This window comes from Paenibacillus catalpae, from assembly GCF_900112695.1.
GTDB lineage: Bacteria > Bacillota > Bacilli > Paenibacillales > Paenibacillaceae > Pristimantibacillus > Pristimantibacillus catalpae.
On sequence record NZ_FOMT01000004.1, the window covers coordinates 770,477 to 784,862 of the forward strand.

Below are 14,386 nucleotides of genomic sequence, written 5' to 3' on the forward strand. Positions count from 1 at the left end.
GAATTCTTGCTTCGTAAGAGTGCGCTTAAGAATCGTGAAGCGACTTTTAGTTCGTAAGCGCTTACTTTTTTCCTTGCCATCTCATTGTACATGGAAAGCGCTTAAAAATAGTCAGACGGATGTACCGTGTTTTGCGATAGATAAGGAGCAGAGGTTAGATATTTGTTCGATTAATTGTAATCAATCTTCCCCCCTATGAATTGGGCACGGAATTCGGAGGGCAGGAGGCGGGTCTGTTCATAGAACAGCTGGGAGAAGTATTTGGAGTCGCTGTAGCCTACCGCATGAGCAACCCACGAGATGGACTGATTGGTCTCGCATAGCAGCCGTTCAGCCGCTCTTATCCGTTCTTGTCTTAAATAATCATTAAACGTCGAGCCCGTCAGTTTCTTAAAGCATTGGCTGAAATAGCTTCGGCTCATGTGCACATGATCAGCAACATCCTCGGCATGCAGCGTATTCGAGGCCTGCTCGCGAATGAACAACACGGCCTTCAGGATACTGGTCGTCGTATTGGTGAAATCAGAAGAGGCCGCTACCTGCGCATAAACGCGCTTTCTGTAATCACGCAGCCATTCTACCGCCGACCGCACGTCATTGGCATCGGACCGCAGCTCGGCGTTTATTGAGATAAGAGACTCTATCTGTGACAGCACGCGCATGAACAGCCCCTCCAGACGGCGGTAAGAAACCTTGGCTTCAACGGTTTGTTTGCACAAGCGCTGAAAGAAGGATTCATTATAGAGCCAATAATGGGAACGCCATTCCTGCTCCAGCCTGCTCCACTCCTCTTCCTCCTGCGAACCGTCATTTCGCTCAGGAGCAGAAGAAGGCGGCGATATGACAGGAAGTTTTGCCGAGCGCTGCGGCGTTTCGCCAGTCATCTGCTGCTGGATCCGGCTCAATACTTGCTCGTCGTCCTCCGATTCCAGTCTCACCTTGGATATATAGTCGAGCACGCCCATACGATAAGCCGTTTGCACATTTTCGAATTCTTCATGAAAAGATAAAATGACAGATCGCAAGTCCGGAAATCTCTGCCGCGTAATTTGCAGCAGCTCCATCCCCGACATGACGGGCATGGAGAGATCCACGAACATGAGATCCACCTCATGCTGCTCCATAAACTCCAGCGCCTTCGCGCCGTTCGCCGCTTCCCCAACCACAATCATATCGTGATTGGACCAAGGCATAATGGAGATGAGGCCTTTGCGCGCCAGCTTGTCGTCATCCACAATCAATACACGAATCAAATCGCTCTCTCCTTTCCGGAATGAAGATAGGGAAGGCTTAACGTAACGGTTGTGCCTTGATTCGGAGTGCTTTCTATACCCATACGAGCTTTATGGCCATAAAAGGATTCCAGCATGGATCGAACATAACGAAGTCCAATCCCCCAGCCTGTCTGCTGCTGATCCGGCGTGTCGCGCTGCAGCAAAGCCAGCGTCTCTTGGCTCAGCCCTTTGCCGTCGTCGCGGATTACAATGCGCACCATCTGCGACGTTTCATCCGAAGAAACGCTGATTTCCAGCCTGCCGTTATCATCAAGACCGTGACAGACGGCATTTTCCACGATAGGCTGCAAAATAAACCTGGCAACCGGACTATCGAGATAAGCCCCTTCTTCCATATCCAGCTTCACCTCAAAATCATGCCGCATTTGCTGCAGTTCCAGATAGGTTCTCATGACCTGAATTTCTGATCGGAAGGTCGCCTTTTCCTCGGATCTGCCCAAATTATAGTTCAGCAAAATAATTAACGAGGAGACAAATTTCTCAATCTCCTCCTGCTTATGCATGACCGCCAGCCAGCGTACGGAATTAAGCGTATTCATCAGAAAATGCGGGTTGATCTGGTAGGCAAGCTTTTCTATCTCCAGCTGATGCCGGCGCTTTTCCTTTTGCTCTACATCCACAATCAGACGCTGAATTTGCCGTTTCATAATATTAAACTGATCGAATATCCGGTCAAATTCGTCGATCCCCGTGTGGTATTGCCGGGTGCCCATGTATCCTTTGCCAAACGTCCTCATTTCCTTCTCTATCAGCCGAAAAGGCCTGTTAATAAGCCGGCGTAATACAAGAGTAAGCATAAACATCATCAGGAGGGCAATCGCAAGAATCCAATACATATGATTTTTCCACGTATAGAGCTCGTGATTATAGAAGGAGACGGGAAGAAGCAGCGCAATGCCGTAGCCGTAATCTCCGCTCATCCGGTTCCAGACATAATCGCTTGTCATACCGGATTGTTCGCTTAGCGCGAGACTCTCCCCGGCTTCAATAACGGTTGAATTGCTGCTGTAAGCCACCTTGTCCGCCGTATCCGTTAAAACAAGCGTATAAGGCATATTCAAGCTGTCTGTAAGCGATTTCATATCTGTGGTGATGTCAGACTTGGCCTCGACGTAGACGACCAGCTGTGTTCCGTCTGAAAATTCGACCGTTCTTGTCACCGATATAACCTGATCATCGCTGAACCGGCAAAGTGACTTATGCGGAGATTGGTATTTCAACTCCCCCGTGCCCGCGACGTTAGGCAAAGACTGCAGCGTAAAGTCATTGCGAAGCGGCAGATTGGAATACGATGCCTGCCCGCTTGCGGGATTATAATACATGACCAACTGCATGGCCGGGTTCGAAAAAGTTATTAACCCAATATTGTAGGAAATATCACGCGAGAGAAGACGTTGACTATAAGTATCCTCCGCATAAACATACGACTCCATCAGATGACCCACTGTACCTTCCGGCGTCATCTGCTGCGTTACCTGAAGCATGTTATTGTACATCTGATTCAGCTTTGACGTTTGCTGGTATAAATCAACTGCCATTGAAGTCTTGATTTTGTCGCGCTGCATCGTGTAGATCGCATTGTAAGAGACAGATGCCATCAAGATGGCGCATCCTACAAAACCGATGGTCAAAAACACCATAATTCTTTTGCGAAGAGAGGAGAAAACAAACCGGTTTCGAAGTATAGACATGAATCCTATTTTCCTGTTAGCAGCCTTCTTCAAACGATTGTAGTACACCTCCATCACCTCACAACAAGTATAGAACAAGTCAATATTCGCTATTAAGCGAGTTTATCCTGCCTTGCGGGGAGAGTTAAGAATAACCAAAAAAGAGGCCTCTTATCTATAACTAGATAAAAGGCCTCATTATCATTGGGTATTATAACCCTCTATTATGTAAAATGGTCGGGATGACACGATTTGAACATGCGACCCCCTGGTCCCAAACCAGGTGCTCTACCAAGCTGAGCTACATCCCGTGGAGCGGAAGACGGGAATCGAACCCGCGACCCTCGCCTTGGCAAGGCGATGCTCTACCGCTGAGCCACTTCCGCAAATGGTGCGGTCAAGAGGACTCGAACCTCCACGTCATTGCTGACACTAGAACCTGAATCTAGCGCGTCTGCCAATTCCGCCATGACCGCATTTTTTGCAACGTATAGAAAATTATATCTCGTCATAGCCGGATATGCAATATTTATTTTTTCGAATTTCCTTGCACCCTTCAACAACTAAAAGGGTGCCCCGCTGCAGACTTATCATCTGTCAGGAGGACACCCTTATCGCTCTACTTGTAAATAGTGAAAATCAAATCACGAGTGCCGCCGTTCTCCGTCGTCCAGCTAGCTCCCCCGTTGGTAGACAACCGCTCGAAGCCGCCGGCGTACGGATTGCTGTCGTTATAAGCAAACCCGTACTTGTTATTCGTCGAGCTGTCGTCGATTGTCTGCGGAGAGCGGAGAATAAGTCCGTATTTCTTCGTAGTGTCAAGCCCCGTCAGCCGCGGATATACCGCATATGGCGTTGCTGCTCCCGGAATATTGTTCGGATTAAGCGAGGCACTGAACAGCTTCTGCGCCGGATTGTTATTGGCATCGAGCTGGACAATGTCCAAGTACAAGTTATCCTCCGGTACTTTATTCACGTAGCTTTCGTACAAATAGACGTCCAGCCTAGGCAGACTCGATTGCGTAATGGAGAACGTCTGCATCCGTTGAATACCCGCGCGGATATCCGAGTACGCAGAATAAGAGGTGTTGCTGTTGTCCTGATCGATGATGAAGCCCGTATTGCCGCTGACATTGTACGCCTCGATTTCATTGATTGATGGGATGAATCTCGCTTTGTTAATATAAAGCCGGATTTTGGACGTATTTACGGTAGGGAAATCAAATACGCGCCGATCGCCTATCGTAAAGCCCTTCGTCAAGTTCACATAGCTCGAGCCGTTCCAATATTGCAGGGTATACGTATCAATCTGGAAGTTCTGGCTGCCATAAGCGTGCTCGTTCACAACGACGCGGTTAACGCTCGTGCTGGAACCGAAGTCTACCTCGACCCACTCGTTATTAGCCGTGCCGCTCTCCCCGCTCCATCTCGTCGCTTGGCTGCCGTCCGTCAGCTTGGATGCCTCATAACCGGTTTGTGCAGACCAGGTCGACGACGCGGTCGCCGTCTTGCCGGAAGCAAGATTCGTTGCGGCGAGCGGCCATGTGCTGGATTGCGGGGAGACGCGAACGATGATCGATTCGCCCGGCTTCAGCGTGCGGCTGTAGCTGCCGGAGTATGTTCCAAGCTTCGTTTTGCTGTACAGCTCGGTTAACGTATAGGTCGTGCTCGAACTAAGGCCAAGGTCGCTGAATGTCACGGTTGTTGGCTTCGAGTTATTCATATCCCAGTTGGACAGCCCGATATACTTGTCGCCGTTTGCCGCCGTCAAATAGACCGCTGTCGGCGAATGCTCCAGCTTATGGTAGAAGTTCGTCATCGACACCGGCCGTGCCGCTTTGCCGGCCTTCACCAGATTGAGCAAATCGGAGTTGAACAATGTTTTCATTCGGTCCTCCGATATAAATGGCACATTGTCGCCAATAAGCAGGTGCCCCCCGCCCATAATGATGGCCGTTGACAGCAGCGTCCCTTCGTTCAGCGTCACTTTGTTGAAGCCGTCAATTACGCTTTCCGGGAACAGCATGTCGGCATCGTTGTATGCGTACAACGTACCATTCGTCCACCAGGATGCCGCCGTATTGAGTGCCTGCCGTTCAATGCCGGGGTACGATTCCAGTCCAATAGTTGTATCGACGCCCGTCCTGCGTCCATGGGCATAGCCCGACGGCAGCAGCGGCGCGATCGATTCGTTAATGTAGATGTCCTGCGGCGCAGCGAGCAGGGTATCGCGCATGATCTGCATGCCGATACGGTAAGCCTGCATCCCGTTCTTCGTGGAGTCGTAGAAGCTGCCCTCATACATGCCAAGGTCGATGAAGTCGAGCTTGACGTAATCAAAGCCCGGGTCGATATGCTGCGTCTGCATAATCCACCGCAAATACGCTTGTCCGCCAGGATGCGTCGCATCAACGATGTACGTGTTGATGTATGACTTGATCGGGTTGCCGGAAGCATCCTTAAGCGCAATGTCACCAAACGTATACAAGGTCGTCGGCACGGTATCCGTCAGCGGATCGAAGATCGCGAACGGAGCGGAGTACGTGCCGGCTTTCATCCCTTTGCTATGCACGTAATCGGCGAAGTCCTCCATGTTTTGCACGGGCGTCTGACCAGGTACTCCTTTGTAGCAGCAATCGAGATTAATGTAGTTGTAGCCTTGCGACTTCAGATGGGAGTAAAAGTAATCCGTCATCGGAAGCATCGCATCCGCCGTGCCATACGTGTAGTAGGCGTACCATGTGTTGAAGCCGATCGGCACGTCTCCGCTCCAATCCAGCTTCGGCTCGCCAACTGCATACGTTTGGCCGAAAGTCTCCAGACCAACGCGGTAATCAGCGAAATACCCGAGGAAAAACTTGTCGCTCGACACGGACGTGCCACTCTTTTTCCCTCCGGCGTTGTATACCGCAAACCCGGTGAGCGGACCGTTCGCGCTGCTTGCCGGCGCCAGGTATTGCATGCTCTTCCACGTCTTCGTCGTAGCAGCGCCTGCAACGACGCCTTTCTTGCTCGCATTGTCGAACATGGCCGCGACCCAATAGCTTTTGCCATTAAACGCCGACCACGTTTCGCCTGTGCCGTACGGGCGGTCGTCACCGTTCTGGCTGTTGCCGAAATCGTTAACCGGGGCAACGCCGAAATCGTAGTTGTTCGTATAGGGAGTCGTATAGATGCGCTTGTCGCTGCCGGAGCCGATATCGAGATTATTGGCCGCAATCGGCTCGAGGAAGTTGATCGTTTGCGCTGTGCCTTTGCTGACCGTCATATCCGAGATGATATAAGAACGGTTCTCGTACATGGTGATGCGCAGCGTTATCGTGGAGCCCGAAGCGAGCGCGCTTGCAATCGTCAGCTGCTTGCCGTTCGTGCCATAACCGTCCGTGCCGATTGTCGTCCAACTCGCGGACCGTGACGCCGAATCGGTCGACTTATACCGCGTCGAACTTCCATCCAATGCATAATCCGAGTAAAAGTCACTGATGAGTGTCGCGGTGCCTTCCTTGAATGTGCCTTTGCCCGTCGATAAGTCGTACGTGACGGTAATTGTTCCATTGGCAGCGGTTACAATATTGCCCGTCTGAGAGATCGATACGGGTGCCGCAAACGTTGTTCGGGCGCCGATAGGCAACAGCACTGACAACAGCAGCGAGAATAACAGCAACACCTTCAAGCCTTGCTTACTCATTACTTCCCCTCCTAATGGGTGATGATGAGCAGGCAACCCTGCTCTCGCCACCCATTGTACGACAGCTAATCCACCATAATAATCCAATTATTTGTGATATCGATGTGCGCTTTTTTGCTGTTGAGGCGTTTTAGAAAGCTCAGCCTTTGATCGCCCCTGCGGCTATCCCTTTAATAATAAAGCGCTGCATGAACAGGAAGAAAACGATAATCGGTATAAGACCCATAACCGCGTACGCGAACGCAAGGTTCAGATCGCTGCTGTACTGGCCGAAGAAGAAATACTGCTGCAGCGGTATCGTCCGGAAGTCTTTGTCCTGCAAATACAATAGCGGCAGCAAAAAATCGTTCCAAATATACAGCGCGTTGAGCACAAGCACCGTCGCGGTCACCGGTTTCAGCAGCGGCATGACAATGCGGATGAAGATACCCGGCGTAGAGCAGCCGTCGATGCGCGCCGCTTCTTCGATCTCGCGCGAGATGCCGCGCACGAAGCCGGTAAAGAACAGCACGCCGGACTGGACGCCGAAACCGCCGTAGATGAGCACGATGCCCCAATAATTGTTCAGCATATCGAGCGACTTGCCAAGCTGGTAAAGCGGCAGCATTGTAACCTGGAAAGGCACCATCATGCCGGAGAGAAACAGCAGGAAGAAGAAGCTGTACAGCGGCTTGTTGCCGCGTGCGATCGCATAACCGCTCAAGGCGGAAATGATCAGGATAAGCAGGACCGAAAGGACGGTGATAATCACGCTGTTCAGAATCGCCGTCGGATACTTCGACGTATCCCAGGCGTGAACGAAGTTGGTCAGATCTAATGAAGACGGCAGCGCGTAAAACGAATCAAACGTCTGCTTTGCCGATTTGAGCGCCATGAGTACTGCGACGTAAAGCGGAAACAGAAACACGACCGCAACCGCAGCCACCGCAAGGAACACGAGCATTCGCAGGCTTTTCATTACATCTCCACCTCCCGTTTTCTAAATAGCGTTACTTGCACGATCGTTACGATGACCAGAATAACGAAGAAGATCATCGACAGCGCCATACCGTACCCGGCTTTAAACGAGGAGAACGCATTTTTGTAAATGAACGTGGAGATGACCTCGGTCGCGAAGCCCGGTCCGCCGTTCGTTGTAACAAGTACGAGGTCGAACACTTTCAGCGATCCGGTCAATACGAGCAGCATGTTAATCGTCACCGACGGTGCAAGCAGCGGCAGCGTAACATTGCGGAAAACGCGGAGCGGACCAGCTCCGTCGATGCGCGCGCTTTCCGACAGCTCCGCCGGAATGCCCTGCAAGCCGGCAATGTAAATGATCATCGGCGCGCCAATACCTTGCCAGACGGCGATTATGATGAGGCCATACAGCGCGTGATCGGGATTGCCAAGCGGACTGGTTATATCCATTCCGAGATGGCTGAGCAGCTTCGGAAACCCTTGGCTGTAGTTATAGCTCCAGATAAAACCTGCGAGTATAACCGAAATGACGCTCGGTAAAAAGAAAATCGTGCGGAACAAATTTCGCAGCGGCAAGTAGCTGTCGAGCAGCAGCGCAAACAGAAGTGCAACTACATTGACGAGCAGCGTAAGAATAATCGCATATTTGAACGTGTTGCCAAGAACCGTCCATAGATCAGCATCTTGGAGTGCATTCACGTAATTGTCCCAGCCAATATAAGTCAACTTTCGGGAAATGCCGTCCCAGTTCGTGAACGAATAGCGAATGCCCGTTACAAAAGGTACAATGACTGCAAACGTGAACAACAGCACACCCGGAATGAGGAACAGGATGTACCACATCTCGCGTCGCATCGTTTTTTTCAAGCTTTCCATCGGTTTCCTCTCCTTTCCGGAAGGAACGGCATAGGCTGCACCTATGCCGTTCACGTCGTCAAACCTCTATTATTTGTGGTTTTTTGCTACCCAACCATCGAGATCCTTAATGATGTCTTCCGGCGTCGCCTTATTGAAGAACACTTTCTGTACATATTGGGAGAACTGAGTAGACCAATCAATCGTCGTTGTAATAAACACTTGCGAGTTGTACAGCTGACCGTTATCGAAGTAAGGCTTCAGCTCCGTGACCGCCGGTGCAATATCCGCCGAGGCGCCTTTCACATACGTCAGCGTCTTCACGTTTTCCACCCATGTATTTGCCGCAGGTACGCTTGATAAATATGCGAGGAATTTGAGCGCCGCTTCCTTATGCTCGGACTTGCTGTTCACGGCAACAGAAGCGTCCGGGTTGAACTCCAGCTTGTTGAGAGCCGGATCGTTGCTGAACGGATACGGGAAGTAACCCATGCCGGTTGCGAACAGCTCCGGGTTTTTCTTCTCGATGTCCGGCAGCGGCCAAGTGCCCATGTACATCATGGCAGCTTCTTCGCGGGCGAACATGTCGACCGCTCCGTTGTAGTCGACGCCGAGCTGGTCTTTGTTACCGAACTTGAACATGTCGAGCGCGTGAGCGATCGTCGTCTTTGCGGCCGGGTTATCAGCGAATTTCGCTTCGCCCTTCTCCAGCTTGTCGAAGAAGTCCGTCTGCTTCTCAACGAGCACCGTGTTGCTCGGGAAATCGCGGCTTAACCACATGCCAAGCGGCCAGCCGTCTTTCCAGCCAAGCGCGAACGGCGTCTTGCCCGCGTCCTTGATTTTTTGTGCCTCGGCCATAAGCGCGTCGTACGTCGTAGGAATTTCGATACCGAGATCGGAGAAAATTTTCTTGTTATAAAACACGGCGATTGGTCCGGCGTTAAGCGGCATAATGTAATTGCGTCCGTCAGTTGCCTGCTCCGCGAGCACGCCCGAATCGAAAGCTTTCATAAATTCCTGGTCAGTTAAGTCTTCGAGATAGCCGCCGTCTTTGTACAGCTTGGTCGTGCTGCCGGCGTTTAAAGTAAATACATCAACAATATCGCCGCTGGCGAGCTTCGTCTTAAGCAGTGTGGCGTAGTCGTCGAACTTGACCGGCTGTACATCAACCTTAATATTCGGATTTTCCGCTTCGAACTGCTCAACGATTTTGTTAATGCCGTCCGTCGCATCACTCTTGAAGTGCATAAACGAGATCGTGACCGGTTCAGATTCATCAGCCGGTGCGCTCGCCGATTCCGTTGCCGGGCTGGCCGATTCCGCTGCCGAATTCGTCGGACTGGCTGCGTTATTGTTGCTATTCCCACCGCATGCGCCAAGCACCGCGGTCATCAAGGCAAGACTGAGACCAAGGCCGAGTCTCTTGTTCATATCCATTTCCCCTTTTCTGCTATTGTTGGATCGAGCATTCCCGTCCTGATGCTCAGTTTACCGATTGTTGGCGGCGGCCGGAATAAAATAAATTGGAGACGCCATGTTCAATTTTTTGCAGGGGGGAAAAGGGACGGAAGCGACTCCCGGAATTCCGAGGGGGTTCGCCCGGTAAATTTCTTGAATACCTGGCTGAAGTACCGCTGATTCTCGTAGCCGACCAGTTCGGCGATATCGCTGACTTTGCTGTCTGATTGGCGAAGCAGCTCGCACGCCTTCTCCATCCGCTTGCGCGTCACGTACTCGATGAAATTTTCGCCGGTGGCGGCTTTGAATTGCCGGCTTAAATAGCTCGGGTCCATATGATAACGGGTGGCGATATCAATAAGCCCGACGTCCTCGAAATAATGCCCGTCCAGGTACGCAACGATATCGCCCATCGGATTTGTCGCATCCGTCGCTGATTTGGACTGTATATGCGTTTCTATGGCAGCCGACAGCTCCGATACGTAGTCATGCAGCGCGGAGATTGTCATCACGCTTTCGATCGCACGGTGATCGGACAGCAGCGGGCTGGCTGCGGCGATAACCGGCCATTTGCTTCCGGCGGCAGCACCCAGCTTGCGCAGTTCTTTCTGAGCGCTACGAATGGTCAGCGAATCCGCCAACTCGGCTTTGCGCGCAAATTCGCCAAGCATTCTGCGTACAGAAGCTGCCTGGCCGCTGGCGATCGCCTGCTGCAGCAGCTTAGCATCGAATCCTCCGAGTACTTCGCTGCGTTCTTGCATCTCCGTTGGTACGTCGGTCATCTTGACCGCAAAGTCTGTTCCTCGCAGCATGCTGCCGCATAGACGGTCGCTTGCTTCCTCGAACGCCTCGGGCAATTGATCCAACCGTACTCGCGGCTCGCTCAACCCGACGACAGCATGTAAATTTAACATGCGGCTGACCGTTTCATGGAAAGGAAGCAGCAGCTCTTGAACGGTCGCACCGTCCGTTTCAGACTCAGGGAGCAGCAAACAAAGACGCAAACGATCATCCGATTTGAAGACGTATAACGGCTCGCCGCTCGTCAATTCGCTCATCATATTCTCGAGACTATACATAAGAAGGTCCGCGTTGCCGTTAAACTTTGTCTCCGCCAGCTCCCGGAAACGGCGAAGCATGCAGACAGCAAGCCGGTAGCGGCCAATTCTAGGGCTCGAGAGCAGCTCTGCTGCCTGGGAGATGATGTCGGCCGTGTTGGCGATGCGCCGGCTCGTCACATTTTGCAAGAACGCCTCTGTACGCAGCTTGCGCATTTCGCTGGCAAACTGCTCACGCTGCTCTAAGCTCATATGGCTGCGGCTTGCCTGTATGGCTTTAACCATTGCGTCCTTCAGATCCACAGGCGACACTGGCTTGAGCACATACTCACATGCCTGAAAAGCCACTGCCGCTTTCATGTATTCAAACTGAGCATGACCGCTGATCACGACGACCTTGATGTGGTTATACCGGTGATACAGCTGCTCGAGAAACTGCTGGCCGTTCATGACAGGCATGTTCATGTCCGTCACGATAATGTGGGGCTTGCTGACTGGAATGAGTTCCATTGCTTCCGCACCATTGCGGGCTTCCGCCACAACTTCAATGTCAAGCTGCAGCTCAGCAATCATTTTGCCGACTGACTTGCGTCCCCACAGCTCATCATCAACAACCATTACCTTAAACATGAGATTCTCCACGCTTTCTAAATGGAATATGGATACGTATGATTGTCCCTTCACCCGGCTTGCTGTCTATTTGAAGGCCGTATGACGCGCCATATGCAAGTCGTATGCGCTCATGTACGTTTTTTAATCCAATCGACACACCGGAGAACACTTCCATCGACTTTGTCTCCAGGTTGCTCTTCAGCTCCGCTAACTTGGCAGGCACTATGCCGGGGCCGTTGTCAATGACGGACAACACGATCGTCTCACCGTCGGTTTCGGCCCGAACCCGGATGAGCAGCTGCCCATCGTCAGGACCACCAAGTGCATGAACGACGGCATTCTCAATGATTGGCTGCATGACAAAGCGGATCGTGGGCGCTTCCATAAGCGATTCAGGCACGTCGAATTCCGTGCGAAGCGATTCCTCGAACCGAAACTGCTGGATGTACAGATAGTTGCCGACATGAACCAGCTCCTGCCGGATCGTGGACTCCGTATTACCTTCATAAAAGCTGTATCGGAACAGGTCCCCAAGCGAACGGCACATCTCAGGAATGTCATAATCACCGATTAGCACCGCCTTACCGCCAATCGTTTGCAGCGTGTTATACAAGAAATGCGGGTTAATCTGCATCTGTAGGGCAAGCAGCTGCGCTTCCTTGTTCCGAAGCTGCATCTGGTAACGCTGCTCGATTAACTCGCGTATTTTTTCCGTCATAAAGTTGAAACTCCGAGTAAGCTCGGAAATATCATCCCGGTAACGGTACGGCTGTGAAAGCGTAACGTGAAAGTTACCGTTGCGCACCTTCTTCATCGCCTGGCCTAGCCTTTTGATCGGTCTGGTCAAAAATTGCTGGGCGAGGAGCGACAACAGAGAAATACAGAGCATCGCAAACACCAATGCCCCAATAGCGATCAGCAGCGTATTGTTGCGATGACGCGCCAGTTCTTCGTTCGGATAGACAATCGTCAGCGACAAGTTGCCATTGTCAAGATACGACGTGCCGACGAGCAAATCCTGACGCTGCTCGAAGCGAATTTCCTTCGGCTTTTTCTTCAACTGCACGTCCGGCGCAGCGACCGAGGATACAACGCCATCGTACTCATCGCTCGTATGATAGAAGGTCTCACCTCTGGAGTTGCGCACTACGATTACATTCGGCGGCTGATTGTTCGCCTCTATGATCTTGGTGAGCTCCTTCATCTGAATGTAAAAGACAAGCGTGCCGATTTTACTATGGTAGAACGGATCATAAATCGTAATCGCAAATACGAAAAAATCCTGGTTAAACGCGGCATCCTTGTATGAGAAGGAGAGCGATTGCTGGAACGGCAAATCGAGCATATCCTCGTAATGGGGGATGCTCTCGTTAAACGGAATAGAGTCGTAGCTTGCCGCTCTCGACCAGAAGTCCTTCAGCTTGTTGTCTTTGCCAAAGATCATAATTTTGATCACGGTATCCTTATTCTTGTTGGAGACAAGCGTATAGTAATTCTTCAGTGACTCGCCAACGGCAAAAAAATCTTCGTCGTTAACGTTGCGGCCATGCTCCATCAGGTTCATAACGCGGGAGAAACCGTACACCTGTAGAGCTGAGGAAGACAGGTCACGAAAATATTGATTCAGATAACCGGCCACATACTGAGCGTTCTGATTCGTGCTGCGATACATCGTACGCTCCAGTGACTTCGTACTTGATTCATAGAAAAGAAACGACAACACAAGCATCGGAACAAGCGACGTGAGCACGCTGCTCCAGACGATCTTCGTCCGGATACTCCGGTTGACGAACAGCCATTTCATGAGCTTCATCACTGCGGTCCCCTCTTCAGCACATGCTGACTTTCAAATAACTTCAATACTGCCGGCCTCTTGTCCACCGTGGAGGCAAGATCATCTAATGTCGCAGATATCCCGTTCATCTCTCCTGTTCCTCCCCCTCACTTCTTCATGTCAAATTTTCTAATGTGATGATGCATTATAACGTCTGTTCAGAGTACCCGCAATTCAAATTATCGTAAATCCGATGTTCATTTTTTTGACTATTGCAACGTTACAACGAAGTATTATTAACGAAATTATCAAACCACCATAAATTAAAGCGCTTACAAATATCAAACTAACGTTTCATCATCTTAAATCTCAAAAGATATCAACTAATTTAATATAAACTATAAGATATCTTGCAAACAAAAAAGAAGCCTTGCTCAGCAAGGCCTCGAATCGTTAAGTATGGTGCGGTTGATGGGACTTGAACCCATACGCCCAGTGGGCACTACCCCCTCAAGATAGCGTGTCTGCCATTCCACCACAACCGCAAACATAAAAAATGAGCCATGAAGGACTCGAACCTTCGACACCCTGATTAAAAGTCAGGTGCTCTACCAACTGAGCTAATGGCTCTCATAAAAGAGAAATGGTGGAGGGCGATGGATTCGAACCACCGAACCCGAAGGAGCAGATTTACAGTCTGCCGTGTTTAGCCACTTCACTAGCCCTCCACAAGCTATGGTGCCGGCGATAGGAGTCGAACCCACGACCTACTGATTACAAGTCAGTTGCTCTACCAACTGAGCTACACCGGCATATTATAATGTTCACCATCTAACATGGTGGCTCGGGACGGAATCGAACCGCCGACACGAGGATTTTCAGTCCTCTGCTCTACCAACTGAGCTACCGAGCCTGATGTTTGATAAAAATGGCGGAGCTGACGGGATTCGAACCCGCGGTCTCCTGCGTGACAGGCAGGCATGTTAGGCCTCTACACCACAGCTCCACATCGTGTT

8 protein-coding genes and 9 tRNA genes are annotated in these 14,386 nt (G+C 51.0%); all 17 read right to left on the minus strand.

Features of this window, described 5'->3' with window-relative positions:
- Nucleotides 1-170 precede the first annotated feature (170 nt).
- Nucleotides 171-1,253, minus strand: coding sequence for a response regulator transcription factor (locus BM200_RS21220; RefSeq protein ID WP_091188635.1), 1,083 nt, complete (start codon nucleotides 1,251-1,253; stop codon nucleotides 171-173).
- Nucleotides 1,250-2,986, minus strand: a complete 1,737-nt coding sequence (locus BM200_RS21225; RefSeq protein ID WP_175532948.1) for a sensor histidine kinase — start codon at nucleotides 2,984-2,986, stop codon at nucleotides 1,250-1,252. Before BM200_RS21225 ends, BM200_RS21220 begins: the two co-directional genes overlap by 4 nt.
- Before the next feature lie 213 nt (nucleotides 2,987-3,199).
- Nucleotides 3,200-3,276, minus strand: a tRNA-Pro gene (locus tag BM200_RS21230).
- A tRNA-Gly gene (locus BM200_RS21235) sits at nucleotides 3,277-3,351 on the minus strand.
- 3 nt (nucleotides 3,352-3,354) lie between these two features.
- A tRNA-Leu gene (locus BM200_RS21240) sits at nucleotides 3,355-3,441 on the minus strand.
- 143 nt (nucleotides 3,442-3,584) lie between these two features.
- Nucleotides 3,585-6,653: a discoidin domain-containing protein gene (locus BM200_RS21245; protein ID WP_091188637.1), complete on the minus strand. Its 3,069-nt coding sequence runs from the start codon at nucleotides 6,651-6,653 to the stop codon at nucleotides 3,585-3,587.
- 139 nt (nucleotides 6,654-6,792) lie between these two features.
- The gene (locus BM200_RS21250) at nucleotides 6,793-7,611 is read right to left on the minus strand and encodes a carbohydrate ABC transporter permease (RefSeq protein WP_091188638.1); all 819 of its coding nucleotides are present in this window, start codon (nucleotides 7,609-7,611) and stop codon (nucleotides 6,793-6,795) included.
- Complete coding sequence (locus tag BM200_RS21255; RefSeq protein ID WP_091188639.1) at nucleotides 7,611-8,489, minus strand: carbohydrate ABC transporter permease; 879 nt, start codon at nucleotides 8,487-8,489, stop codon at nucleotides 7,611-7,613. Before BM200_RS21255 ends, BM200_RS21250 begins: the two co-directional genes overlap by 1 nt.
- A 69-nt stretch (nucleotides 8,490-8,558) precedes the next feature.
- Nucleotides 8,559-9,899 carry an ABC transporter substrate-binding protein gene (locus tag BM200_RS21260; protein ID WP_091188640.1) on the minus strand — a complete coding sequence of 447 codons (1,341 nt, stop codon included), beginning with the start codon at nucleotides 9,897-9,899 and terminating at the stop codon, nucleotides 8,559-8,561.
- A 107-nt stretch (nucleotides 9,900-10,006) separates the two neighbouring features.
- Nucleotides 10,007-11,614: a response regulator transcription factor gene (locus BM200_RS21265; RefSeq protein WP_091188641.1), complete on the minus strand. Its 1,608-nt coding sequence runs from the start codon at nucleotides 11,612-11,614 to the stop codon at nucleotides 10,007-10,009.
- On the minus strand, nucleotides 11,607-13,409 hold the full coding sequence (locus tag BM200_RS21270) for a sensor histidine kinase (protein ID WP_091188642.1): 1,803 nt from the start codon (nucleotides 13,407-13,409) through the stop codon (nucleotides 11,607-11,609). The genes BM200_RS21265 and BM200_RS21270 overlap by 8 nt, the downstream gene beginning before the upstream one ends.
- Nucleotides 13,410-13,830: 421 nt before the next feature.
- Nucleotides 13,831-13,915 (minus strand) — tRNA-Leu (locus BM200_RS21275).
- 12 nt (nucleotides 13,916-13,927) lie between these two features.
- Nucleotides 13,928-14,000 (minus strand) — tRNA-Lys (locus BM200_RS21280).
- Between the two features lie 14 nt (nucleotides 14,001-14,014).
- Nucleotides 14,015-14,098, minus strand: a tRNA-Tyr gene (locus BM200_RS21285).
- An 8-nt stretch (nucleotides 14,099-14,106) separates the two neighbouring features.
- A tRNA-Thr gene (locus BM200_RS21290) sits at nucleotides 14,107-14,182 on the minus strand.
- A 25-nt stretch (nucleotides 14,183-14,207) separates the two neighbouring features.
- Nucleotides 14,208-14,283 (minus strand) — tRNA-Phe (locus tag BM200_RS21295).
- A gap of 16 nt (nucleotides 14,284-14,299) precedes the next feature.
- Nucleotides 14,300-14,376, minus strand: a tRNA-Asp gene (locus tag BM200_RS21300).
- Nucleotides 14,377-14,386: the final 10 nt, after the last annotated feature.

Coding starts and splice junctions, on each gene's coding strand:
- BM200_RS21265 (WP_091188641.1), bottom strand. CDS start 11,614: ATGTTTAAGGTAATGGTTGTTGATGATGAGCTGTGGGGACGCAAGTCA.
- BM200_RS21260 (WP_091188640.1), bottom strand. CDS start 9,899: ATGAACAAGAGACTCGGCCTTGGTCTCAGTCTTGCCTTGATGACCGCG.
- BM200_RS21250 (WP_091188638.1), bottom strand. CDS start 7,611: ATGAAAAGCCTGCGAATGCTCGTGTTCCTTGCGGTGGCTGCGGTTGCG.
- BM200_RS21225 (WP_175532948.1), bottom strand. CDS start 2,986: ATGTCTATACTTCGAAACCGGTTTGTTTTCTCCTCTCTTCGCAAAAGA.
- BM200_RS21270 (WP_091188642.1), bottom strand. CDS start 13,409: ATGAAGCTCATGAAATGGCTGTTCGTCAACCGGAGTATCCGGACGAAG.
- BM200_RS21245 (WP_091188637.1), bottom strand. CDS start 6,653: ATGAGTAAGCAAGGCTTGAAGGTGTTGCTGTTATTCTCGCTGCTGTTG.
- BM200_RS21255 (WP_091188639.1), bottom strand. CDS start 8,489: ATGGAAAGCTTGAAAAAAACGATGCGACGCGAGATGTGGTACATCCTG.